Annotated in this window: 23 protein-coding genes and 1 pseudogene; 23 read left to right on the top strand and 1 reads right to left on the bottom strand. The window is 28.6% G+C overall.

Going from position 1 to position 26,020, the window contains the following annotated elements; all coding sequences use genetic code 11:
- The first annotated feature begins 273 nt into the window (after positions 1–273).
- The 19 genes and pseudogenes from BLS77_RS07005 to BLS77_RS06920 all read left to right on the top strand — a co-directional run bounded on the left by BLS77_RS07005 (position 274) and on the right by BLS77_RS06920 (position 19,245).
- Positions 274–1,506, top strand: coding sequence for a COG4705 family protein (locus BLS77_RS07005; protein WP_089967323.1), 1,233 nt, complete (start codon positions 274–276; stop codon positions 1,504–1,506).
- A gap of 258 nt (positions 1,507–1,764) precedes the next feature.
- Positions 1,765–2,445: a response regulator transcription factor gene (locus tag BLS77_RS07000; protein WP_089967320.1), complete on the top strand. Its 681-nt coding sequence runs from the start codon at positions 1,765–1,767 to the stop codon at positions 2,443–2,445.
- Positions 2,446–2,447: 2 nt separating this feature from the next.
- On the top strand, positions 2,448–3,827 hold the full coding sequence (locus tag BLS77_RS06995) for a sensor histidine kinase (protein WP_089967317.1): 1,380 nt from the start codon (positions 2,448–2,450) through the stop codon (positions 3,825–3,827).
- A gap of 234 nt (positions 3,828–4,061) precedes the next feature.
- Positions 4,062–4,640 (top strand): undecaprenyl-diphosphatase, encoded by a 579-nt coding sequence (locus BLS77_RS06990; RefSeq protein WP_089967315.1) that lies wholly within the window; start codon positions 4,062–4,064, stop codon positions 4,638–4,640.
- Between the two features lie 125 nt (positions 4,641–4,765).
- The gene (locus BLS77_RS06985) at positions 4,766–5,632 is read left to right on the top strand and encodes a hypothetical protein (RefSeq protein WP_089967312.1); all 867 of its coding nucleotides are present in this window, start codon (positions 4,766–4,768) and stop codon (positions 5,630–5,632) included.
- A 95-nt stretch (positions 5,633–5,727) separates the two neighbouring features.
- A complete protein-coding gene (locus BLS77_RS06980) occupies positions 5,728–6,462 on the top strand; it encodes an ABC transporter ATP-binding protein (RefSeq protein WP_089967309.1) in 735 nt (244 codons plus the stop codon).
- Positions 6,455–7,195 (top strand): ABC transporter permease, encoded by a 741-nt coding sequence (locus BLS77_RS06975; RefSeq protein ID WP_089967306.1) that lies wholly within the window; start codon positions 6,455–6,457, stop codon positions 7,193–7,195. The genes BLS77_RS06980 and BLS77_RS06975 overlap by 8 nt, the downstream gene beginning before the upstream one ends.
- Positions 7,196–7,324: 129 nt before the next feature.
- On the top strand, positions 7,325–7,501 hold the full coding sequence (locus BLS77_RS19850) for a hypothetical protein (RefSeq protein WP_175490803.1): 177 nt from the start codon (positions 7,325–7,327) through the stop codon (positions 7,499–7,501).
- 227 nt (positions 7,502–7,728) lie between these two features.
- Positions 7,729–8,058 (top strand): annotated as a pseudogene (locus tag BLS77_RS20300) (23S rRNA (uracil(1939)-C(5))-methyltransferase RlmD); the annotation flags it as partial.
- Between the two features lie 638 nt (positions 8,059–8,696).
- Positions 8,697–9,143 (top strand): MarR family winged helix-turn-helix transcriptional regulator, encoded by a 447-nt coding sequence (locus tag BLS77_RS06965; RefSeq protein ID WP_089967300.1) that lies wholly within the window; start codon positions 8,697–8,699, stop codon positions 9,141–9,143.
- Between the two features lie 150 nt (positions 9,144–9,293).
- Positions 9,294–9,998 (top strand): pirin family protein, encoded by a 705-nt coding sequence (locus tag BLS77_RS06960; RefSeq protein WP_089967298.1) that lies wholly within the window; start codon positions 9,294–9,296, stop codon positions 9,996–9,998.
- Positions 9,999–10,059: 61 nt separating this feature from the next.
- Positions 10,060–10,680, top strand: coding sequence for a nitroreductase family protein (locus tag BLS77_RS06955; protein ID WP_089967295.1), 621 nt, complete (start codon positions 10,060–10,062; stop codon positions 10,678–10,680).
- Positions 10,681–10,806: 126 nt separating this feature from the next.
- Entirely contained in the window at positions 10,807–11,406 is a 600-nt protein-coding gene (locus BLS77_RS06950) for a nitroreductase family protein (protein ID WP_089967292.1), read from the top strand.
- Positions 11,407–11,711: 305 nt separating this feature from the next.
- Positions 11,712–12,608, top strand: coding sequence for a radical SAM protein (locus BLS77_RS06945; protein WP_175490810.1), 897 nt, complete (start codon positions 11,712–11,714; stop codon positions 12,606–12,608).
- A gap of 236 nt (positions 12,609–12,844) precedes the next feature.
- Positions 12,845–14,578, top strand: coding sequence for a methyl-accepting chemotaxis protein (locus BLS77_RS06940; RefSeq protein ID WP_089967286.1), 1,734 nt, complete (start codon positions 12,845–12,847; stop codon positions 14,576–14,578).
- Positions 14,579–14,599: 21 nt separating this feature from the next.
- On the top strand, positions 14,600–14,992 hold the full coding sequence (locus tag BLS77_RS06935; protein ID WP_089967283.1) for a bacteriohemerythrin: 393 nt from the start codon (positions 14,600–14,602) through the stop codon (positions 14,990–14,992).
- A 334-nt stretch (positions 14,993–15,326) separates the two neighbouring features.
- The gene (locus tag BLS77_RS06930) at positions 15,327–16,478 is read left to right on the top strand and encodes a double-cubane-cluster-containing anaerobic reductase (RefSeq protein ID WP_089967278.1); all 1,152 of its coding nucleotides are present in this window, start codon (positions 15,327–15,329) and stop codon (positions 16,476–16,478) included.
- Positions 16,479–16,487: 9 nt separating this feature from the next.
- Positions 16,488–17,234 (top strand): acyl-CoA dehydratase activase, encoded by a 747-nt coding sequence (locus BLS77_RS06925; RefSeq protein ID WP_089967275.1) that lies wholly within the window; start codon positions 16,488–16,490, stop codon positions 17,232–17,234.
- Positions 17,235–17,289: 55 nt separating this feature from the next.
- Positions 17,290–19,245 (top strand): fructose-1,6-bisphosphatase, encoded by a 1,956-nt coding sequence (locus tag BLS77_RS06920; RefSeq protein WP_089967273.1) that lies wholly within the window; start codon positions 17,290–17,292, stop codon positions 19,243–19,245.
- 118 nt (positions 19,246–19,363) lie between these two features.
- Here the strand turns inward: BLS77_RS06920 and BLS77_RS06915 are convergent, their stop codons facing one another.
- Positions 19,364–19,873: a DUF2179 domain-containing protein gene (locus tag BLS77_RS06915; protein ID WP_089967271.1), complete on the bottom strand. Its 510-nt coding sequence runs from the start codon at positions 19,871–19,873 to the stop codon at positions 19,364–19,366.
- A 219-nt stretch (positions 19,874–20,092) separates the two neighbouring features.
- On the opposite strand from BLS77_RS06915, the gene BLS77_RS06910 reads away from it, so the two are divergent.
- From BLS77_RS06910 to BLS77_RS06895, 4 genes are all read left to right on the top strand, one after another.
- A complete protein-coding gene (locus tag BLS77_RS06910) occupies positions 20,093–20,785 on the top strand; it encodes a response regulator transcription factor (RefSeq protein WP_089967269.1) in 693 nt (230 codons plus the stop codon).
- A 22-nt stretch (positions 20,786–20,807) separates the two neighbouring features.
- Positions 20,808–22,046 carry a sensor histidine kinase gene (locus BLS77_RS06905; protein WP_089967268.1) on the top strand — a complete coding sequence of 413 codons (1,239 nt, stop codon included), beginning with the start codon at positions 20,808–20,810 and terminating at the stop codon, positions 22,044–22,046.
- Between the two features lie 228 nt (positions 22,047–22,274).
- Entirely contained in the window at positions 22,275–22,955 is a 681-nt protein-coding gene (locus BLS77_RS06900; RefSeq protein ID WP_089967266.1) for an ABC transporter ATP-binding protein, read from the top strand.
- A 12-nt stretch (positions 22,956–22,967) separates the two neighbouring features.
- Positions 22,968–25,523: an ABC transporter permease gene (locus tag BLS77_RS06895; RefSeq protein ID WP_089967264.1), complete on the top strand. Its 2,556-nt coding sequence runs from the start codon at positions 22,968–22,970 to the stop codon at positions 25,521–25,523.
- Positions 25,524–26,020: the final 497 nt, after the last annotated feature.

Genomic DNA, 26,020 nt, shown 5'->3' with positions numbered 1-26,020 from the left:
TTAGACTTTTTTGTAACTGCACGGAGGAATGAGAGTTTTTTGTGAGTGTACAGAAATAGTGCAACAACTAAATAAACCCTCGAAGGGTTCACTCAAAAAGAAATCAAAAAAAAATATTTATAAAAATTATGTCAATAATATAAATTACGATATAAATAGTTATTAACACTATTTTAATGAGATTTTAATAAAAAGTATATATAGTTATTAGATAATAGTATGTTTTATTTATATATAGTCTATAATATATTTCGAAAATAAGGAGACAATAAAATGCACATGATTAAAATAAAAGACACTAAAAATTTATTAAATAAAGTTCCAGAGGTAACTATTTATTTCTGGATTATAAAAATATTATGTACCACAGTTGGGGAAACTGCATCAGATTTCCTCAACGTTAATCTCGGTTTGGGACTGGCGGGTACGTCTATTTTAATGGGAGTATTTTTAATTGTGGTGCTCTTCTTTCAGTTTAAGGCTAATAAATACATACCAAGTATTTATTGGCTAACGGTAGTCTTAATAAGTATATTTGGAACACTTGTTACAGATAATCTGACAGATAGCATGGGTGTCCCTCTTGAAGTAAGTACTATAGTTTTTAGTGTTGCCTTAATATTGACATTTGCAATATGGTATGCCAAAGAGAAAACCCTATCTATCCATTCAGTTTTTACCAAGCAAAGGGAATTCTTTTACTGGTCGACAATATTTTTCACATTTGCACTGGGTACGGCGGCTGGAGATTTAATGGCTGAGAGTCTTGGGCTCGGTTACTTTGTAACTGGTGTCATAATTTGTGCAGTAATTATTTCAGTTACAGTCGCTTGGCGATTCGGACTTAATTCTGTGTTGGCATTCTGGACTGCTTATATTATGACTCGTCCTTTGGGTGCTTCATTGGGAGATTACCTTTCACAATCACAAGAATACGGCGGTTTAGGATTAGGTGCAACCCTTACAAGCGCAATATTTATTGCAGCAATTTTGCTGACGGTTGTTTTTATTTCTGTAACCCAGCGAGATTTGGTTGCTAGACCATCAACAAAACCAATAACTGACACAAATAGGTATTCTGTTTTTTTGCAAGTTGTGGTAGTTGTAAGTGCACTGGTACTTTCATCTGGAGCAGGCTATTATTGGCAACATACTAAGCTACAAAATGAAGTAAAGAATTCTGTTTCGCAAGACTCATCACAAGAGGGTTCTCCAGCAGACGTTTCGCAGTTCGGACCTCTGGGAGATTTGTCTAGTTTTAAAAAAATTACGGAAGATACACTAAGTCTTGTTAGCTCAGGCGATTTGACAGCTGCTAAGACACGGGTTAATGATTTGGAATACTCATGGGATAATGCCAAAGCTCGACTTAAACCAATGAGCTCTAAAAAATGGACTGAGGTTGATAATTCCATAGATAAGGTGTTGAGACAGCTAAGATCTACACATCAAGATGCTGAAGCATGTAAAACGGCGTTGGAATCATTATTAACTGCACTTAGCTAACGCATTCACTATATTCAATAAGAGCTATTGTTGTAATAATTAAGGATTTTAAATATAAAGTAAATATCTTATAAAAAAATGGGGTTTGAAAATCAAACCCCATTTTGAATACATATAAATCAACAATATTCTTAATAGAGGCTTTAGATAAAATAAAAAATAGAATATAATAGGCAAACTAGCTAATATATAAACTAAAATAGATAAATAAGGGAGATTCAAAAATAGTAAAGAATATTATGGAGGCAAGGTGGTAATTTGAAGAATTTTAAAATTCTTTTAGTTGAAGATGAAAAGCAAATGGCAATGTTTATTGAAATGGAATTAAATCATGAAGGATATAAAGTTGATGTGGCTTATGATGGAAGAGAATGTTTAAAATTATCAGAGGAAAAGGAGTACGATATAATACTTCTTGATATTATGATACCTGGATTAAATGGAATTGAGGTCTGTAGAAGAATAAGACAATCTTCTAGTGTACCTATAATTATGCTTACTGCCAAAAGTGATATATCAGACAAAATTTTAGGATTGGATGTAGGTGCAAATGATTATCTGACAAAACCATTTGCAATAGAAGAATTATTTGCAAGAATAAGGGTATATGAAAGAAATAAATCTATGAGAAATAAGGATAATGAAATCAAAGTAAAGGATATTGTTATGGATAATAAAACTCATAGGGTTACTAGGGATGGCAGGGAAATTGAACTTACAAAAAAGGAATATGACCTTTTAGAAATGCTATTAATAAACAAAAATATTGTTCTTACAAGGGATCAATTAATTGAGAAGGTATGGGGTTATGAATATGTAGGTCATACAAATGTAGTTGATGTATTTATAAGATATTTGCGTGTTAAAATTGATGATGGATTTGAGGATAAACTTATAACTACTATAAGAGGCGTAGGATATTTTATTAAGGGTGATTAAGTATGAAGTTTAAAATTATTAAAAGTGCAAAAATTTCTATAAAATTAACTATAGTTTATGCTGTAATGTTCTCATTACTATTATTGATATTAGATGCCTCAATTTTATATGGAGTAAAATATTATCTATATAATCAGGCAAACAAGCAAATAGAAGATGTTAAAATAATAATTCTAAATAAGGTTATATCAAAGAATGAGTATGTAGATTTATCAGATAAAGAACTGTTTTTTGATATTCCGTCTAAGCAGAATATATCAGTAAGAATACTACAAGAAGATGGGAATGTATTAAATATATCAGAGGACTTTAATTATGACATCAAACCGAATCAGGTCTATGATAGGATAAAACACTTAGAAAGAAATGGGCAGAATTTAGCATATAAAATCATCAAAATTGAAAGTGAAAATTATGGTACAGTATATATCCAAATAGTAAAAGACTTAGAAAATGAAATTAATTTTATTGAGGTATTGTTTATGTTTATGGCAATAGCTGATTTTATAGGTATCATTAGTTCAATTATATTAGGATATATAGTAAGCAAAAAAATGTTAAGGCCTATTGATAATATAACTAAAACGGCTGAAAATATAAGCATTAATAACTTAAAGGAAAGAATAGACGTAGATGGTCCTGATGATGAACTTAAAAGATTAGGAGATGCTTTTAATAAAATGATAGGTAGGCTCCAAGGTTCATTTAACAGACAGGTTCAATTTGTGTCAGATGCATCCCATGAACTCAGAACTCCAATTGCTGTTATACAAGGGTACGCAAATTTATTGGATAGATGGGGAAAAGATGATAGAGAAGCTTTAGAAAAATCAATTTATGCAATTAAATTAGAAGCTAGTAATATGGCAAATTTAGTTGAAAAACTATTGTTCCTTGCTAAAGGTGATAGTGGTACTCAAGGAATAGAAAAAAAAGAATTTTTGCTAAATGAACTCATAAGTGAGGTAGTTAGAGAAAGCAAATTAATAGACCCAAATCATATAATATCAAGTGAGGAAAATGATGTTATATGTATAGTTGCAGATTACAGAATGTTAAAACAGATGCTTAGGATATTTATTGATAATAGTATTAAATTTGCACCAGAGCAGAGTACAATAGATATAAGTTCAGAAATTCAAGAAAAGAAAGTGAAAATAATTGTAAGTGACAGGGGTACTGGAATCCCAAAGGATGAAATTGAAAAAATATTTGATAGGTTTTATACTGTTGATAAGTCCAGAGTTAAAGAAAAGGCTGGAACAGGACTTGGATTATCTATAGCAAAGTGGATTGTAGATATGCATCAAGGAACTATAAATATAGAAAGTGAAGAAGATAAATATGCTAAAATAATTGTTACATTAAATTTAGAAAAATAATTAAGTTAATAATAGATTAGCAAATTGGTCTATTATTTCAAAAAAAGTGCTTCAAATAAGGTGGAAGAGAATAGCTCTTCCACCTTATTTGTTGTTTTTAAAATTTTAGAAACAAGAGTGTTTTTAATCAGATTTTAATTTTAAGGGTAGATAATAAAAAAAACAAAGCAAATAGAAAATATATATAGAAGGTTACTTTTTTATAAAAATATATTATAGAAAGGATAGTTGAAAATGAATATGGAACTTTTTAGATTAATAAATAATTTGGCAAATAAAAATATAGTTTTAGATAAAATAATGATGTTCTTTTCGAAAGATGTACCTTATATATTTATGGCAGTTACTGCAATAGTATTTATTTTAGGGATTACAAAAAAGAATGAGGACTATAGAAAAATTGCTTTTAGTACATTTATTTTTACAGCATTGAATCTTATATTAAGCTATATTATTGGAGGTATATATTATGTAGACAGACCATTTGTTAATAATAAAGTTAACTTATTAAGTACACATGTTGCAGATGCTTCTCTTCCAAGTGATCATGCAACTGGAACTATGAGTATTGCATTAGGACTTAGGAAATATAGAAAACTACTTGGAAGAATTTTAATGGTACTATCAATTATTGTAGGCTTTTCAAGAATATATGTAGGTCATCATTATCCTTTAGATATAATAACTGCATATACAATAGTTATAATCACAAATTATTTATATAATTCAATGTTAAGAATCAAAATTTACAAAATATATGATAAAGCTGAAAAGATTATCATGAAAAAATTAGAACTTATGAAATTAATTTAAAATAAAAAATATTTAATCCAATTCTAATAATTATTTAATGAGTTTTTAATGTTAGAACCATAAAGTAATGTATGAAAGAAACAGAAAAGATAAACTTTAATATTAAATTTTGGAGGTAGATAATTATGAATAAAAAAACAATAACAATGCTTACTAGTCTTACGGTAGGAGGAACATTACTTTTTGGTACTGTAATGGCAAGTGCAACTCAGTTATCTAGTTATGAAACATATAAGACATCAATTAAGGATACCATTGCTGTGAAAAATGAAACTGCAGACATAACAGCTTCTGTAACAGATAATGGAACTGAGTTAGTGAGTCTAACTGAAAGTCTAAAGAGAAACGAAACAACTGGGGATATTAGCAATGTGGCAACTACAAATATTTCAGGTGTAGCTAAAACTATTGCAAGTTACACACAAGATGGGAAAGACATACGAAGTACAAATGTAGAAAATGAATATACAGTAAGAGATAATAAGGATAAAAAAGATGGAGAAGAAATTGCAAACCCTCAAATGGTTAAAGGCATGGAAGTTGTAATTGATACTTTAGTTGGAACAATGAAAGATAATGTTGTTGTAAATGATAATTCAGATGGTACAAAAAATGTTACTTTAAATTTAAAAAACACAGAGATAACACCTCTAGTTAATGCTGTGGCTTCAATGGCGCTGTCAGGTGGAAGTGATATGGCAATGCATAATGAAAAATCAGAATTAGGAAGTATAAAAGACATAGCACCAAAACTTGTAAGTGATATCAAGGTTGAAAGCGTTGATTCATCAGCAGTTATTGATAATAATAATGTGATTTCAAAAGAAGTTGCTAAGGTTGTATTATCAGGTAAGGATGCAGATGGAAAAGAACATAAAATAGTTGTTGATATAAACTTAAATTTATCTAAAATAGGAAGCACAACTCCAGATAAATTAGACTTAGCAGGAAAACAAATAAAAACAGTTACTGAGAAGTTTGAAAAAAGATAGAGTTGACTAAAAAATATTTATAAATGAAATTGATCAAAATATTATTTTGATCAATTTCCATTTAGGAAGCTAAAAAAATAACTGGGGGGGATATCTTGAAAAAAGTAATAGAAGTAGAGGGATTAACAAAGGTTTATAACAATGGTAGGGGGATAAAAAACATATCATTTGAAGTTTACACGGGGGAAGTTTTTGGATTCCTTGGTCCAAATGGAGCAGGAAAAACTACTGTAATGAAGTCAATTATAGGGTTAAACGCTATTGAAAGTGGGAGCATTAAAATACTTGGGTTTGACATTAAAACACAATTTGAAGATGCATTAAAAAATGTAGGATCAATAATTGAAACTGCAGAAGCTTATGAATATATGAGCGCTTATGATAATTTGAAAATAGCATCAAGATTTTATGATGGTATTAAAGAAATTGATATTGATGAAATACTTAATACAGTTAAGCTTAAAGAATTTAAAAGAGAAAAAGTAAGTAAATTTTCACTTGGAATGAAGCAAAGACTAGGTCTTGCTTTAGCACTTCTATCTAAACCAGAATTGGTGATTTTAGATGAACCTACAAATGGGTTAGACATTGAAGGTACAGTCCAAATGAGAAATATGATAATTAAGCTTTCAAAAGAACAGGGGATAACCTTTTTTATTTCCAGTCATCTTATCCATGAAATTGAGCTAATGTGCAACAGAATAGCAATAATTCATAACGGAGAGCTTGTTAATAATGGCACGGATATTGATAAAATTAAAAAAGAATATAATTCTTTAGAGGATTTCTATATGCATTCTATAGGAAAGGAGACTGAAGACCGTGAATAATTTTAAGGGAAATGTTATTAATGAAATACAAAAACTATTTCTAAAGAAAAAAATCATGGTTTTTTTGATTATTATGGCAATAGTAAGCTTCTTACCTGCTTTTTTCTTTTCGGCAATAAAGGCAAAGTTAATGTTTATAGCTTTTGATTCCATAAGTTATTCTCAAATGATACTTAGCATTATGACAAATATTTTTTTACCTTTATTTATTTTTATGGTCACGTCAGAGATATTTTCTGGTGAAGTAGCGGATAAAACTATGAAACTTATTCTTTCAAGACCAATAAGTAGATTTAAGGTCTTTCTTTCTAAAAACATTGCTATAGGAATTTATGTTGTGATTAATTTGATTGTAATTCTTATAGTTTCTATAATTGCATCAGTTTTTTTAAAATTTAATATGGATAATATAGGGCAAACTATTTTAGGTTATATAATTGATATTATTCCTGCTTTAATTTTAGTTTTGTTTACATCTCTTATAGCTCAATTTTTTAAGAGCAGTAGTGGAGTATTAGTAAGTAGTATTTTGATTTTTATGGGAATAAAGGTTTTAGCTTTATTTATATCAGGGCTTAACAATATTAGCTTCACATCTCACTTAAATTGGTATTCTGAATTATTATCAAGTGGGAAAATATTATCCTCAGTAAATTTAATGGTAATGCTTTTAGCCTATGGGTTAATTTTCTTTACAGCAGGATTTTACTTGTTTGATAAAAAAGAGTTTTGAGTGAAGTGATCTTCCTGACTATTACAAAAAGAGATCAGAAGCAGAATTCTGAGAATCTTGGATCTGTAAAAAAATACAAATCTTTTCAAACAAAGATGGTGAAAGGTTAAGGGCGCTGTAGAGAAATCTATGGCTTTTTTATTCAGTTGGTTATTAGTTATAAAAATGGTAGATAAATATGATCCTAGCAGATATGTAATATACATATCAATTGATAAAGATACAACATTAAGAAGTTTAGATTGTTTTCTTAGAGATGTATGGATGGAATGTTGTAATCATTTAAGTCTTTCTATAAACCTTTAATTAAGTTAATTATAGATAAGCATGATACTTCAGATGAGATGATTAGTGAGCTAACAGAATTAATTTATTTATGTTTTCAATTAGAAAAGGATCAAAATCAATTAATAAACTTTTTATTTGATGCTTTAGAGGGTACTGAATTTACAGAAAATGAAATGGTTAATGGAGATTGTAAAGTATATGAAAAAATTCCATTATCGAAATATAGAGGATATACTAAAGCAGAGAAAGAAAATGCAAAAGAAAACAAAATATATAATGCAGAATTCTTAGTTGGTACAGCAGAAGAAAAAATCCAAGAGCTATTAGATCAAGGGGTTAAACCAGATACAATAGTAGTAGATCCACCAAGAAAAGGCTGCGATATAAAACTATTAGAAGCAATAGCGCAAGCAAAACCAAAGAACGTAGTATATATATCTTGTGATCCAAGTACTTTAGCTAGAGATTTAAAAATCCTAACAGAAAAAGGGTTCAAGGCAGGAAAAATTCAACCAGTAGATATGTTCCCTCATACACCACATATCGAATGTGTTGTTAAATTGAAGAGAAAATAGAATGTTTATTTAAATATAGAGCCAGTATTTAGGAGTAATCCTTAGGTACTGGCTTTTTTGATTTTTTTGATTTTTTTGATTTTTTTGATTTTTTTGATTTTTTTGATTTTTTTGATTATGCCCCGAAAATCTTTTGAATTATAAATAAAGGTATAGCAATAGGTGCTTCAAGTAAACCACCAATCATTGCGCCAAGCATAATCATAAAACCTGTGCCCATAAAATCATCTCCGATACACATTTATCAACAAAGAATACATTATTTGTTAGATAATATATTCTACTAATTATCTGGAAATCCTTTTTTATTTTTTAATTTAAATAATATTTAACTTGTTTATCTACAGTTTTATGATTGTAATTAATTCAAGAGCTACTAGATCAAGGGGTTGAACCAGATATAAGAGTAGTAGCCTCACTGTAGTAAAGTTTCAACTAACCAATACAACTGTAATGTTTGACCAACAACAATTAGAATATTACCTTTTAGAAATCTAGGTAAAATAGTAATGTGGCTAATCGGGTTAGTTTTATGAACTTATATGGAATGGAGTGATATTTTAAAAATATTAATTGATTAGATACCCTATATGAAAAAAATGATTGACGATATTACTAATTAGTAATATATTATAAATATGAATAAAGAAAAAAATACTTATGGAGAATTGAATGATTCAAACTTAAAAACGTTAATTGCACTAAGTAGATGTACTCAGAATGTTCACAAAAGAGAGTACAGAACCATCAAAGAAGGAGGTTTAACAGTTTCTCAGTTTGCGGTGCTTGAGATATTATATCATAAAGGAGATTTAAGAGTTTGTGATATAATACATAAAAGCCTTTTTACGGGTGGGAATATGACGGTTGTTATAGATAATTTAGTTAAAGAAAATCTTGTTAAGAGATGTATTGATCCAACAGATAGGCGAGTTAATTTGATAAGTATTACTGAAGATGGAAGAAACCTTATAAGCAAAATATTTCCTAAACATTTAGAAAATATAAATGGAATCTTTAGTGTCTTAACATCAGAGGAAAAGAAAAAATTAATAAGTTTATTAAAGAAATTATCATGTGTATAAATAAGTGCACCTTATCTTTTAAAAATTTATTACTAATTAGTAATAAATTATTTAAAGGAGATAATGATGAAAAATGCAAATAAAATAATGAAATTATTATATGAATTCAGATAATAATTAAGAAAATATTTAACGAAAGGAGATTTTAAGATGTTAAGAAAAGTAGAAAATAGTAAAATGGGTTCAAGCGACCTGGGTTGGTTAAAAAGCAAATTCCATTTTTCATTTGCCGAGTATTATAATCCAAATAATATGGGATTTGGATTATTAAGGGTGATAAATGATGATTTAGTTAATCCCCATACAGGATTTGACACCCATCCACATCAGGATATGGAGATTATATCTTATGTAGTTGATGGGGAATTAACCCATGGTGATAGTATGGGGAATAAAAGTAAATTAAAGCGTGGACATGTTCAATATATGAGTGCGGGTACAGGAATTCATCACAGTGAGCATAATTTAGGCGAAAACATAGCAAGGTTTCTTCAAATATGGATCTTTCCTGATAAAAGAGGACATAACCCTAATTATGGGGAATATAGATTTGACTGGGATGAAAGAAAGAATAAATGGTTGCATATGATATCAAGCAATCAAGGTGAGGCAAATGTAAAAGTGAATCAGGACGTAAATATATTTGCATTAGAATTAGAAGTGAACAATGAAATTGATTATTCAGTAGAGGTAGGTAGGCAAGCTTATTTAATTCAAATAGAAGGAAAATCAAATATTAATGGAATTACTCTAAATCAAAGAGATGCCATGGAAATTGTTGAAGAAAATATAAAAATAAAGTCAGAGATTCTTTCACATTTTATTATTGTAGAGATGAAGAAAAGTGAATATTAATTATATTTAGGATGAAATTTAATATAAAAAACAAAAATATTTTAAAAGAGGAGATTATATAATGAATGAGTTTTTAAAAATTGTGAAGGAAAGAAGATCAGCTAATAAATTTATTGAAAATATTGCAATACCTAAAGAAGATTTTAATGATATATTTAGAGAATTATCATTGGCACCGTCTGCCTTTAATCTACAACATGCTAGATACTATGTTGTAGAAGATAAAGAGTTAACAGATAAAGTTTATGAGGCTTCTTTCAAACAATATAAAATTAAAACTGCTTCAGCAACTATAATAGTTACAGGAGATAAGAATGCTTATTTATCAGCAGATAAAATTTATGAAGGATCAATGATGTTGGGAATGCTTGATAAAACTGAATACCAAATTATGATTGATACTATTAACAATCTTTATGAAGGTTGGGGAGAAAGTTTTCAGCATGATGAAGCTATTAGGAATGCATCTTTATCAGCAATGCTATTCATGCTATTAGCTAAGAATAAAGACTGGGATACATGTCCGATGATATATTTTGACAAAGATAAAATTAGCGAATTGTTAAATATTCCAGAAAATGAAGTGCCAGTTATCATGATTACTATGGGTAAAATGGACAAAAGTAGTAGCAAAATAAGAGGTTATAGAAAGCCTGCTGCTGAATTTGTGAAATTCTATTAAATTATATTGATAAACTATTATATAATTGATTATTTAATTTTAGAAATGAATTAAGAGGTATAGACTGACTTTTATTTGTAAATAATAAAAAGAAGTACTTTATATAAAATTGGAAGGAATGATAATATGAAAAAGGATTTTTATACTGCTGTAGCAGACAGACGAACATTTTATGGAATTAGTAAAGAACCAGTAACTTCTGATGAGGTAATTAGAGAAGTTATTGAACATGCTGTAAAGAACACACCATCATCATTTAATTCTCAAAGCGCAAGAGTAGTTTTATTATTAGAAAAACATCACGATAAATTATGGGATATTACAAAAGAAGCCTTAAGGAAGATAGTTCCTGATGGTCAATTTGGTTCTATTGAGGATAAAATAAATTCATTCCGTAATGGATATGGTACAGTTTTATTCTTTGAAGATAATAGTGTAATTGAATCTCTTCAGAAAGAATTTGCTCTTTATAAGGATAATTTCCCGATTTGGTCTCAGCAATCAAGTGGAATGCACCAGTATGTTATTTGGACTGCATTAGAAATTGAGGGCTTTGGGGTATCTTTACAACATTATAACGAACTCATTGAAGAAGAGATAAAAAAAGAATGGAATATATCAACTAACTGGAAACTTATTGCACAAATGCCATTCGGAAAACCAACAGCACAACCTGATGAAAAACAGTTTCAACCGTTAGAAGAGCGTATTAAGGTATTTAAATAATTTGGACTTTAACAGAGAAATTATCATACTTCATTTTAAAAGATATATTTAAATTTAGATTCAACCTATTTGCCACCGAGTGTTATACTCTGGTGGCAAATTTTTTATTTATAGATAAATCTATGATTATTAAAAAGTTTACCATACTTTTCTATTAAGGATCCCTTAGTTAGTTTAAAAGATAATTATGAATTTTTATGAATAGAAAAAGTTCATATTGTGTTATGATTATTCTAAACGATAAGATATTCTAAAATAAATGAAAGAGAAAAAATACAGTAAAACATTAAAGGGGTATTTGTATGATAGATTTATTAAAAAGTTGTAGGCTATGTCCAAGAAATTGTGGAGTAAATAGATTAGAAGGGGAAAAAGGATTTTGTGCAGCTGGATATAAGGTTAGAGTTGCGAGGGCAGCACTTCACAATTGGGAAGAACCATGCATTTCTGGGGAAGTGGGATCGGGGACTATATTTTTCTCTCATTGCACTTTAAAATGTGTGTTTTGTCAGAATTATGATATAAGTCAATGTCAATTTGGGAAAGAAATATCTATAGAGAGATTAGGTGAAATATATTTAGAGCTACAAGAAAAGGGTGCATTAAATATAAATCTAGTTACCCCTACTCACTATGTCCCGCAAATTATAGAAGCACTAAAAATTGCAAAGAAAGAAGGTTTGAATATACCGATAATATATAATAGTAGTGGCTACGAAAAAGTTGAAACAATAAAGCTTCTTAAGGGATACATAGATGTATATCTTCCTGATATGAAATATTTTAATAGTAAATATTCAAGTAAATACTCTAAGGCTAAAGATTATTTTACCTTTGCAAAGACTTCTATAGATGAAATGATAAATCAAGTTGGTGATGTTGTATTTGATGAAAAGGGCATTATTAAAAAAGGGGTAATAATTAGACATTTAATGCTGCCGGGTTTATTATTTGACTCCAAGAAGATAATAGATTATATTTATAAATCTTATGGAGATAAGGTATATATAAGTATTATGAATCAATATACTCCATTAGGAAATGTAAAAGAATATCAAGAAATAAATAAATTTTTAAATCAGAAGCATTATGAGTCTCTTATAAATTATGCTTTAGAACTAGGGGTGAAAAAAGGCTTTATACAAGAAGAAGGAACAGCCACAGAAAGTTTTATTCCAATGTTTAATCATGAAGGCGTTTAAAATATATTCAATTAAGGATCAACAAATATTAATTTAGCACATCTATTAAATAATATTAAAAAAATTAAGCGGATTTAAGTTCAGATTAGAATTAGATAAGACGATAGTATAAGGCAGAGATAAAAATAATATTTTGTTAAAATGTAAATTATAAGAAATTAAAAAATATTATAATTAAAAAGCTCATGCAAGGTTATTCAAAAATATATTATAACAAGAGAAGGGAAGCGCTAAGGATGAAGTTTTTTATAAACTTAAGTGTAAAGAAAAAAATTATATCAGTATTTTCAGTAATTTGTATTTTCATTGTTTCAATAGGAGTAGAGAGCGTAATAAGTTCTTCAAAGATAAATAATGGGGCGGAGGCTATCTACGGTAATTATCTAATGTCTATTAAAAAATTAGGAGATGTTAAAGGATATTTAAACGAAATTAGGTCTAATATGGATGCAATTGTTTATGGCAAAGAGGGGGCGCAATTAGATGATTATATGAAACTTAATAATGACTTAACGGATAAAATTAATAAAACACTAGATGAATATTATGATCTACCAGAAGAATTAAATATTGAAGTAGAAAATCAAATGGAAAAAACATATGGTAATTTTGAAAATCAATTAATAAAATATACAGAGTTAAAAACTAATATAATTGAACTTATGAAAGCAGGAAATAATAAGGAAGCAGTTAAAATTTATAGCACACAGGAAGAATCGATAAGAATTTCTACTTTATATATATTAGATGAATTAATTACTATTAACATAAAAACAGCAGAACAAGCTAATTTAAATAATATTTCTCAGTTTAATATAGTTAAAAATGCAATTATAATTTATACAGCTATAGCATTTCTATTTATAATTTTTATGGCTTACATATTAATTAAGAATATAATGGATCCATTATATAATATAAAAGACTTAGCAGAGAGAATATCCTCTTATGATTTTTCTGAGCATATTATTATTACAGGAAAAGATGAATTTGGACAAACTGCATTAGCTTTAAATAGTGCACAGGAAAATATAAGCAGCTTAGTTAAAGTAATTATGGAAAACGCACAGGATATGAGTGCATCTTCAGAAGAACTTTCAGCAACAGTTCAAGAATTATCTTCAAAAGTTATAATTATAGATGAAGCAGTAGATAATATAGCTTCAGGTATGCAAGAATCTAGTGCGAGCGCAGAGGAGATGAGTGCATCTGTTGAGGAAGTAGATGCAAGTATTAATGAACTTTCTTCTAAAGCTATGGATGGAAGCAATAATGCAAATAAATCTAAAGAAAGAGCTACAGAAGTTAAGAACAATAGTCAAAAGGCTATGGAGGAAACTCGAAAAGTGTACTCAGAAAAACAAAATAAAATGTTAAAGGCTATTGATGATGGGAAAGTAGTAGATAGCATAAAAGTTATGGCAGATACAATTGGAAGTATAGCAACACAAACCAATTTACTTGCATTGAATGCAGCAATAGAGGCTGCAAGAGCAGGGGATCAAGGTAAAGGATTTGCAGTGGTAGCAGGCGAGGTGAAAAAACTTGCAGAACAATCATCACATGCAGTAATAAATATTCAAGATACCATTGTTAAAGTTCAACAAGCATTTAAAAGTAGTATTGATACAGGTAGCGAGATGTTAGAATTTATAAATATAGATGTAGATAAACAATTTGATGACTATGGGGAAACAGGAAATCAGTATTATAATGATTCGGATTTTGTAAGGAAAATGTCGGATGAAATTGCAGCTATGACTGACGAGATTACAGCTACAGTTGGACAAGTAAGTGAAGCTGTTCAAAATATGGCTAAAGAGGCACAACGATCAACTGAAGAAGCAGTAACAATAAAAGAAAATATGGATGAAACTACAAAAGCCATAGAACAAGTGGCATTAACAGCACAAAGCCAAGCAGAACTTGCTCAAAAACTTAATGAAGCAGTTCTGAGCTTTAAGATATAATTTTATTGGAGGTATTAATAAATGTTTGAGATGAAGGAAGAGTATAAAACAGGTATTAAAAAGATTGATGTAGAGCATGAAAAACTTTTTGAAATAGGAGAAAGAGCTTACCAATTACTAAAAGACAAGTATATTAATGATAAATTTGATAAAATAGTAACTATAATTGGAGAATTGCGTGAATATACAGTTCATCACTTTGCAGAAGAAGAAGCTTATATGGAGAGTATAAATTATAAAAGATTATTTACTCAAAAAATGGATCATATAGGGTTTATTAAAAAAATAGATGAAGTGAATTTTAATGAAATTGATAAAAATCAAGATGAAGCTATAATGGGACTATTAACTTTTTTAAATGATTGGTTGGTTAATCATATATTAGAGAAAGACTTACTTATACCAGTAAAATAAAAAAAACTGTAACAGAAGATAAAGTATTAAGTTAATTGCTAAAATTAACTTAATACTTTTTTTATGTTAAATGACAAATTTTCGGTAGAATTTTATAAGAAAGAAGTTATTAACCTAGATTTAGAGGTCAAACTTCCATATGGATCACCCAACTATTTTATTGACTACATGAAAATGGTGAAGTATAATTTTGGTAAGTAATCTTAAAAAAAATATATACATAACCTTTATTTGTTAATTTTAAAAAATGTATAAATCATTTAATGTAAAGGTTTTTACAAACTTATAAATAAAAAATTTGAAGAAATTATATATTATTAGGGAGAGTTAAATTATGGATTTAAAAAAAGAATTACCAGCAATTTTTGAGAATTTTTCAGAGGCAAGAAGAAATGGATTTATTACTGCAAAAATATTAAAGGATAATAATATACCTTTAGTTGGTACATTTTGTACATATATGCCACAGGAAATAGTTATGGCAGCAGGTGCAGTTGTTGTTTCTCTTTGTTCCACTTCAGATGAAACTATTGGTGAGGCTGAAATAGATTTACCAAGAAATCTTTGTCCATTAATTAAAAGTAGCTATGGTTTTGGTAAAACGGATAAGTGTCCATATTTCTATTTTGCAGATTTAATTGTAGGTGAGACAACCTGTGATGGAAAGAAAAAAATGTATGAATACTTAGGTGATTTTAAAGATGTTCATGTAATGCAATTGCCAAACACTCAAATAGGTGAAAAGAGTTATGAACTTTGGAAAGATGAAGTTATTAAATTAAAGAATATAATAGAGAAGAAATTTGCACTTCAAATTACTGAGGAGCAAATTAAAGAGGCAATAAAATTAAAAAATAGAGAAAGGGTTGCTTTGAAAAATTTCTATACATTAGGGCAGTTAAATCCGCCAGCGATAAGTGGTACTGATATTTTAAAGGTTGTGTATGGTGCTACTTTTAAATTTGATAAAGAGATATCTATAAAAGAATTAGAAAATATTACTGAAAAGGTAAAAATAGAATATGAAGAAGGAAAAAGGCTGGATTCAAAGCCGAGAATATTAATAACTGGTTGTCCAATAGGAGGCGCATCAGAGAAGGTAGTAAAGGCTATAGAGGATAATGGAGCTTATGTTGTAGCTTATGAGAATTGTACAGTGTCTAAGGCTAATGAGTTATTAGTAGATGAAAATAAGAATGTTTATGACGCCTTAGCAGAAAAATATTTAGCTATTGGATGTTCTTGTATGAGTCCTAATTTAAATAGAATAGATCTTTTAGAAAAAATGATAGAGGAATATAAAGTGGATGGAGTTGTAGATGTAGTGCTACAAGCTTGTCATACTTATGCAGTGGAAACTCTTTCTATAAAGAGATTTGTAAGCGGTAAACACAAGATTCCATACATGGCTGTAGAAACTGATTATTCACAATCTGATGTGGGTCAATTGAATACTAGAATGGCAGCTTTTGTGGAAATGTTGTAGGTAAAAAATATGTATTCAATAGGGATTGATTCAGGTTCCACAACTACTAAAGGAATTCTATTTAACGGGGAAATAGTTAGAAAAATAATTGTAAAAACTTCTGTAAAGCCTAGAGAAACTATTCTTGGAGTATATGAAAATTTATGTGAGGGAGTAGAAGAGAAACCTACTTTAGTTGTTACAGGTTATGGTAGAGAACTAGCAGACTTTGCAAATAAGAAAGTTACAGAAATAACTTGCCATGGTATAGGAGCTAAATATCTTTGTGAAAATGTAAGAACTGTAATAGATATTGGAGGCCAGGATAGCAAGGCTATAAAATTAGATAGAGATGGAAATATAATTGATTTTTTAATGAATGATAAATGTGCTGCAGGTACAGGTAGATTTTTAGAGGTTATTGTAAGGATTCTTGAAGCTGATATAAGTAATATTGATGAATTAGTAAAAGATGCAAAGGGACATCCTATTTCTAGTATGTGTACAGTATTTGCAGAATCGGAAGTTATTAGTTTAATTGCAAAGGAAGTGTCAAGAGAGGAAATCCTCTGTGGGGTGCTTCATTCTATTGCTAAACGAACTGCTAATTTTGTCTCTAAATTAAATGTTGAAGAAGACATTTTCTTTACAGGAGGAGTAAGTACATCTTGTGAGTTTAAAAAATATTTAGAGGATTATCTAGGTCATCCAATTAAATCATCAAATCTATCACAATATGCAGGGGCTTTGGGCGCAGCTATAATTGGACAAAAATAAAAGCTGTAAAATAAGTAATGCACATAAATATTTTTGATTACAAAAGGAGGCTGTTATGGATAATTGTGATGAAGATATAAAGTACTTAAAACTGCTATCTAAGGAATACTCAACTATAGCTAAAGCAGCTACGGAAATAATTAATTTAGAAGCAATTTTAAATTTACCTAAGGGAACAGAACATTTTTTAGCAGATATTCACGGTGAATATGAGCCCTTTGTTCACATTTTAAAAAATGGATCTGGTGCAATTAAAGTAAAAATTGAAGAGGTTTTTGGTAATTCACTAATGGATTGTGAGAAGAAAAGCTTAGCTACATTAGTTTATTATCCAGAGCAAAAATTGGAGAAAGTTTTAAAAGAAGAGACTGATATGAAGTCTTGGTATAAAATTAATCTATATAGGTTAATTGAACTATGCAGAAAAGTATCATCTAAATATACAAGATCAAAGGTAAGGAAAGCACTTCCAAAAGATTTTAGTTATATTATAGAAGAACTATTGCATGAGGATGCTGATGATAATGATAAGCATGGTTATTATGATAAGATAATAAATACTATTATAGAAATTGATAGATCAAAAGAATTTATAATAGCCTTATCAAATCTAATTCAAAGATTGGTTATAGATAGGTTGCATATAATTGGAGATATATATGATAGAGGACCAAGACCTGATATAATAGTTGATACACTTATAGACTATCATTCGGTGGATATACAATGGGGGAATCATGATATTCTATGGATGGGGGCTGCTTCAGGAAATACTGCTTGTATAGCAAATGTTTTAAGAATAGCAGCTAGGTACTCAAATTTAGATGTAATTGAAGATATATATGGTATAAGCTTATTGCCTCTAGCAAATTTTGCACTTAAATATTATAAAAATGATAGTTGTAGTGAGTTTATGCCTAAAAGTATTGATAATAATAACTATGAAACTGAACTTATTTCTAAAATGCATAAAGCTATAACAATTATTCAATTTAAACTTGAATATGAGATAATAATACGAAGGCCAGAATTTAAGATGAACCATAGATTACTTTTAGACAAGATAAATTATACTAATGGAACAATAGATTTAAATGGTGTTACTTATGAACTTAGCGATAAAGAGTTTCCAACTATAAATTCTACAAAACCATTTAAGCTTACAAGTGAAGAGAAAAAGTTGATAGATAAACTTCAAATTTTATTTATAAATAGTGATAAATTGCAAAAACATATAGCATTTATATTTAATAAGGGAAGTATATATTTAGCTTATAATTCTAATCTTTTATTTCATGGATGTATTCCACTAAATAAAGATAAAACTTTTAAAAGTATAACTCTTGATGGAAAAGAATATAAAGGTAAAAAACTTTTAGATAAGTTTGAGTCATTAGCAAGAGAGGGATATTTTAATAATAGAGGTAGTTTGGAAAAATTGTATGGAATGGATATAATGTGGTATTTATGGACAGGGGAGTGCTCTTCTCTTTTTGGTAAAGAAGATATGGCAACCTTTGAGAGATATTTTATAAAAGATAAGGCTACACATGTAGAGAAGAAAAATTCATATTATGATTTTAGAGATTGTGAAGAAATGTGTAATTTGATTTTCAATGAATTTGGCTTAAATCAATCAGAATCTAGAATAATAAATGGACATGTTCCTGTAAAAAGTAAATTGGGTGAAAATCCAATAAAGTGTAACGGAAAACTAATAGTTATAGATGGCGGCTTTTCAAAGGCTTATAGAAATCAAACAGGTTTAGCTGGATACACATTGATTTACAATTCCTATGGATTACAACTTATATCCCATCAGCCATTTAAATCAATTGAAGATACATTTAAGAAGGAAATAGATAGAGTATCCTCAATGGAAATAGTAGAAAAATTAGATAGGAAAAAAGTTGGAGATACTGATGTAGGAAAAGAACTGAAAAATCAGATTAAAGATTTGAAGTTATTACTTAGAGCGTATAGAAAGGGCTTAATAAATGAGAAAAGATAAAGTGGTGTTATATTCTATCAACGCCATTAATATAAAATAGTGAACACATTAAGTGGAACTGAGTAAAAAATTATTTGAGACACATAGAGTATTTTATCTATGTGTCTTATTTGATATTTTATTTTCTAATACCATAACCGCCATATATGGATTTTGTATCCATTAGGGAAATCACAGAATTTATATTGGAATTTTGTATTATTTGTAACATGTGAGATTTTCTTTTTCTTTTAACATGTAATATAAGCATTTTTTTACTTTCTTTTAAACCTTCCCCATCAACAATAGTAACGCCTACATTTTCTGCTCTCAATATTTCGGCTAATGTTTTACCATCTTTTTCAGATACTATTATATGTAGCGTGATTAATCCTAGTGCCAGCTTTTCTTCTAAAATACAACCTATATAATTTCCACAAGCAAACCCTAAGGCATAAGCAATTATCTTAAAAGGTTCTTCATTTATGTTAACAAGTACTGTAGTAATTAAATAGAGCCATATAATAACTTCAAAAAAACCAATAATAGCACCATAAAGTTTTTCACCTCTAGTTATTAGTACCATTCTAACTGTTGATAAAGAAACCTCAACTATCTTAGCAAGAAAAATAAGAATAAAACTAAACATATGCATCGCTCCTCAATGAAAATATTTTTAAATTGTATCTATCATAATATATAGGATGCGCCACTTAATGTGTTTTTACAAGCCTTGTTTTTATTATGGAAAAAATAGATCAAAAAATAGTTACATATATAACCAAAAAGTTCTTATTGTGGTAAAATTCAATATAGATATTGTTTCAAATATTAAAATAATAATTTAAAAGTTCATTAGGAGGATAATATGGGGAGAATTTTATTAATAGAAGATGACGAATCATTAGCATTAGGAATAGAATATTCATTGATGGAGGAAGGGTACCAGGTTTTAAGGGGAGGAACAGTGGAAGAAGGTAAGTGTATTTTTGAAGATGGAATATTTGATTTGGTATTATTAGATATTAATTTACCAGATGGTACAGGATATGAGATTTGTAAATATATAAAAAGTAAAAGTGAAGTTCCTGTTATATTTCTAACTGCATTAGATGAAGAGGTTAATGTAGTTTTAGGCCTAGATATGGGTGGAGATGATTATATAACCAAGCCTTTTAGAGTTAGAGAACTATTATCTAGGATAAAAGCTGTTATTAGGAGAAGTAAGAAAGCTGTAGTGGAAAGTAAACTGTTTAAAAGTGGGGATATAGAGATTAACACCTCAACAGCGGAAATTATGAAAAAAGGTGAGAAAATTAATTTAACAGCTCAAGAGTATAGATTATTATTAATATTTATTAATAATGCTAAGGAAGTATTATCAAAGGAAAAATTATTAAATGAGATTTTTGAAGGGGAGGGTGCTTATGTGGATGAAAATACCCTGTCTGTTTATGTGAAAAGATTAAGAGAAAAGTTAGAGGATGAAAGAAGTAGTCCAAAATACATAATAACTAAAAGGGGATTAGGTTATAAATGGGATATGGTTGTAGAAAAATAATATTTGAAGTGAGGGCTTTTTTATGAAGAATTTTATTAACCCTGAACTTAAGAAAAGTGCTTTAGTATTAATAGGAATAGAAATATTACTTTTAGCTTTTATAAATATAGGGTTAAGCTTTAGCTTCAACAATGTAAAAAATAATTATATTGAAAGTAAGAGCGCTTTAATAGGTGTAATAGCTAATAGTCATCCAGAATTATCAGAAGAACTTTTAAAACTTAGTTTTAAAAATCCAACGAAGGAAGAACTTGATTTAGGGAAAAGTATATTAAAGGAGTATGGATACTCAGAAAATTTAGAAATAGATTTTGTAGAAGGATTAAATAAATCATTTTATAAAACTAGAAAACTTGTATCAATATTAGTTATAATATTTTCTTTAAGTTTATTAATTTTAAATTATATAGAGTGGAGAAAGATATTTGATAAAATTAGAAATTTGACTAAGGTATCAAATTCTATTTTAGAAGAAAATTATCAGGTTGAAATCTATGAACATGTAGAGGGAGATTTTGCAAAACTCGCTCATAAATCTAAGGAAATGAGAAAAACAATTAAAACACAAATAGGTGATTTAAATAAAGAAAAAGAGTTTTTAGTAAATTTATTATCAGATATTTCCCATCAACTAAATACTCCATTAGCTTCACTAGTAGTATTTAATGATATTTTAAGTAAAAAAAATATAACTGAGGAAAATAGAGAAAAGTTCCTAGTAAATAGTAGAACACAACTTAATAGGATGGAATGGCTTATTAAAAGTCTTTTAAAGCTTGCAAAAGTAGATGCTAGAGCTATTACTTTCAATATTAAGGAGAATAATTTAAATTCAACAATAGAAGAAAGTCTTAATATTTTAGAAAATATGGCAATTAGGAATATGGTGAAATTAGAATTTATTCCTTTAAATATAGATATAAAAGCTAGATATGATAATGAATGGATAAGTGAAGCTCTGATAAATATTATAAAAAATGCAATAGAACATTCAAGTGGAGGGCAGGTTTTAATTGAGATTGAAGATAATCCAATAACAACAAAAATAATTATAAGAGATAATGGGGTAGGCATAAGTGAGAAAGACTTGCCTAATATTTTTAAGAGATTTTATAAAGGTGGAAAAAAGGATTCTGTGGGGATAGGATTAGCACTTAGTAAATCTATTATAGAAGCTCATGGCGGGTTCATAGACGTAAATAGCCAAATGAACGAGGGAACGGAATTTTGTATAGTTTTAGTAAAAGGATTAAATGAATAGTTAAAATTAGACATGGTCAAAAGACAGCTCAGCATAGTGGGCTGTCTTTTAACTATGCCTAAAATCTTTATTATGACTAAACTGTAAGATTACATATGTTTTTGTAAGGATAGAGTAATGGTTAACTACGGTTATAAATTATATAATATGAATTGTAGAAACGATATAAGCTTTAAGAAAATAAGAAATTGATATATAAGAACAAATTTTAAATAGGGGATGATAAATATGGAAATATTAAAGGTAGAAGGTTTGAAAAAAATATATGGTAAGGGAGATAATAAAGTTAGTGCTTTAGATGATGTAAGCTTTTCAGTTAATAAGGGAGAATTTGTGGCTATAGTAGGAGCTTCAGGCTCAGGTAAATCTACATTGCTTCATTCAATTGGTGGGCTTGATAGACCAACAGAAGGTAGTGTAACTATCGGTGGAGATAGAATTTATAAGTTAAATGAAAATCAGATAAGTATATTTAGAAGAAGAAATATAGGTTTCATATTTCAGTTCTTTAATTTAATTCCTGTTTTAGATGTGGAAGAGAACATAGCACTGCCATCTCTTTTAGATAATGAAAAGGTTGATAAAACTTATTTAGCAGATATAATAAGTATGCTTGGATTAGAGCATAGAAAAAATCACCTTCCATCAGAATTATCAGGAGGAGAACAACAAAGGGTATCTATTGCAAGAGCACTTATAAATAAACCATCTATAATACTTGCAGATGAGCCTACAGGAAATCTTGATAGTAAAAATTCTAGGGCGGTTGTAGAACTTTTAAAGATAACGGCTAAAAAGTATAATCAAACTTTAATATTAATAACACATGATATAAAAGTGGCAGAGCAAGCTGAGCGAGTAATTACTATATCTGATGGTAAAATATTAAGCGATAAATATATGGGATAGGAGGGGAATGGGTTGATAAATAATTATAAAAACTTAAGTGGAAGGTATTTAAAGAAAAATAAAAAGAGAACAATTTTAACTATGATAGGAATCATCCTTTCCGTAGCATTAGTATGTTGTATAGGAACTTTTGTGGTAACTATACAACATACTATGATAGAGGAAGCCAAAAATCAAAAAGGAGATTTCCATATAAGTATAAAGAATGCAAAGGAAAACCCTATTAGTAAAATTTCTAATAATCCTAAAGTAGAGGTAGCGGGTTTAATGGAGGAAGTCAGTGAGAGTCCTTTTGTAAAAGATAAATATATAAAAATAACTAATATAGATAAAAATAGTGCGAAACTTATTCCTGCAAAGCTAATAGAGGGAACTATGCCAGAAAAAAATAATGAAATAGCTATAGAAAAATGGGCTTTAAAATATTTAGATAAGCCTATAAATATTGGAGAAGAAATAAAAATAACTGATGAAAATGGAGCTAGTAATAATTATATTTTAAAAGGAATTTTAGAAAATAGTGGGTATTCACAAGCAGGAGGTAGTGCATTAGCTTTTGGATTTAGTACTGAACCTACTGAAAATACAACTATAAGGGTTAAGTTTAAGGAAAAGGTAGATAAGAAAATTGCTATAAAAGAATTTCAAGAAGCTTATGGTATAGATAATGTTAGTCTTAATAATGATGTACTAAGATTAACAGGAGAATCGGACAGTAATAATATTAACAAATCGTTATTTACTATGACATTTTTAATAATTGGAATAGTTGTATTTGCAACAGTGTTTGTAATTTATAATTCATTTAATATAAGTATATCAGAAAGAATGAGACAATTTGGGCTGTTAAGAGCTATTGGGACAACCAAGAAACAAGTTATGAGGCTTGTACTTAGAGAAGCTAGTGTGATGTCGCTTATAGCTATTCCAATAGGGCTTTTCTTTGGAGTATTAGCTTTATATATAGTTATATTTGTATTTTCCAAAATGCCAGGAAGTAGTGAATTTAGCAATCTTAAAGTAATTATTTCACCAATAGTATTAGGGGCGAGTACAGTTATAGGACTTTTATCAATATATATATCAGCATTTCTACCAGCAAGATCAGCAGGTAGAATATCACCATTAGTAGCTATAAGTACTGCTAATTTAATAACAAAGGAAAAAAATAAAAAGGGCGGAAAATGGTTAAGTAAGATATTTAAAATATACAAAGTAATGGCTATTAAAAATGTGAAAAGAAATAGGAAAAGATTTTATATAACTACAATTTCTATGGCTATAAGCGTTACTTTGTTTGTTACATTCACAGCTTTGATTGGTAGTGCTGACAAGTTTACAGATCCACCAACAGAAGAAGATAATATTCAATTCAATATTTTTTCACAACCTTCAAAAGGTGTTATGGATATTGGCATAGATAATAAAATAATAGAAGAAGTAAGCGAAATGCCAGAGGTAGAAAAAATTTATAAAAATTATAAAGCGTTGAATTTGGTGGCAATTGTAAATGAAGATAAAATATCAGAGAAGGCTAAGGGCTTTGAAGAAATTAGAGATACAAAGCTTGAAGGGATTCCAAATAAGTTAATAAAAACAAGTATAAATTTCTTTGATAAAGATAAATTGGAAGCTAGTAAAAAGTATGTAAAAGAAGGAAGTATCTCAAACTTAAAAGCTAATGAAGTAATAATTGCTAGAGATAATATGTTCTTTACTAAAGCGGGAATTATAAACGAATCATTACTTGATGTAAAGGTAGGGGATGAAATATTAATAAATAGTAATTATACAATAAAATATCAAGTAGAAGAAAATGTAACAGAAGGAAAGGCAACAGTGGAAGAAGTTGGGCTAAAAGAGGATTATAAAACTTCTGATTTAGTAAAGGTAAAGATTGCAGCTATAGTGGATGTACATCCATTCCCAGGTGGAGTAAGTAAAACTTATTTAAGAATTATAGCACCAATGGAAGCTAAGGATAGAATACTAGTTAATAATGAAAATTCTAAAGAAGAAGTATTTATTAATAACTTAGGGATAATAATAAATGATGAAAATGAAGAAAGTGTAGTGGATGCTAAGTTAAAGGAAATAGAAGAGAAAAATACCGGGATAAGATATTCAAACCAACTAGCAGCGGCTAATACATTAAAGAGCTCAAACATTCAAATGGTGATATTATTAATGGGATTCATAATAGTAATAGCATTAATAAGTTCTATTAATATAGTTAACACCGTAGCTACTAATATAATATTAAGAAGGAAAGAGCTAGCAGCATTAAAAGCAATAGGAATGACAGATAGAGAACTTAGAAAAATGATAACTTTAGAAGGTATATTATTTGGTTTCTATGGAGGCGTAATAGGATCAACAGTAGGAACTGGTCTTTACTATTTATTTTATAAGAAAATGTCAGGTATGATTGACTTTGGCTTTGTACCTCCATTTAAATATATAGCTATTGCAATGATATCAGTTATATTAATAGGATATATATCAGCGTTAATACCGCTTAGAAGACTTAAAAAAGATAATATAATTGAAGCAATAAAAGAGAATTAATAGTAGAAATATTTGATTAGGCATTTATTTCGATATGCATAAATAAAAATAGCGATGGAACTATTGCGAATAAATCAATAAGACACATAGATTATTGTATCTATGTGTCTTATTGATTTGTTGTTTTTTAGGATAGTAGCAGACCTATATGAACTTTGTTACTAACTTCAAGCTAAAAGAATTCTTATTAGCTATTTTCAAAATACAACTAAATACCTTAATATAATACAAAAAACACAATATGTATTAAAATTAAGTGCGTTTTTAGCCATGATTAAAGTATATTTTTAACAATAATTAAAGTAATGATTAAAAATGACGATAATTATACTGAATTAAGCACTGAAAAATGGTAGATTAAGGAGTAATATATAATTTGTGTCAGTCAAGGAGATAGAATCCGGTAGTAGTGGGCTATATGTGGATTGTATCCACACAGTATGACTTAAAATAGACTAGCAAATTAGTCTATTATTTTTTCAAAAGTGACTTATATA

This window comes from Clostridium gasigenes (assembly GCF_900104115.1).
GTDB classification, from domain to species: Bacteria; Bacillota; Clostridia; order Clostridiales; family Clostridiaceae; genus Clostridium; species Clostridium gasigenes.
This window is presented reverse-complemented; position numbering and strand designations above follow the sequence as displayed.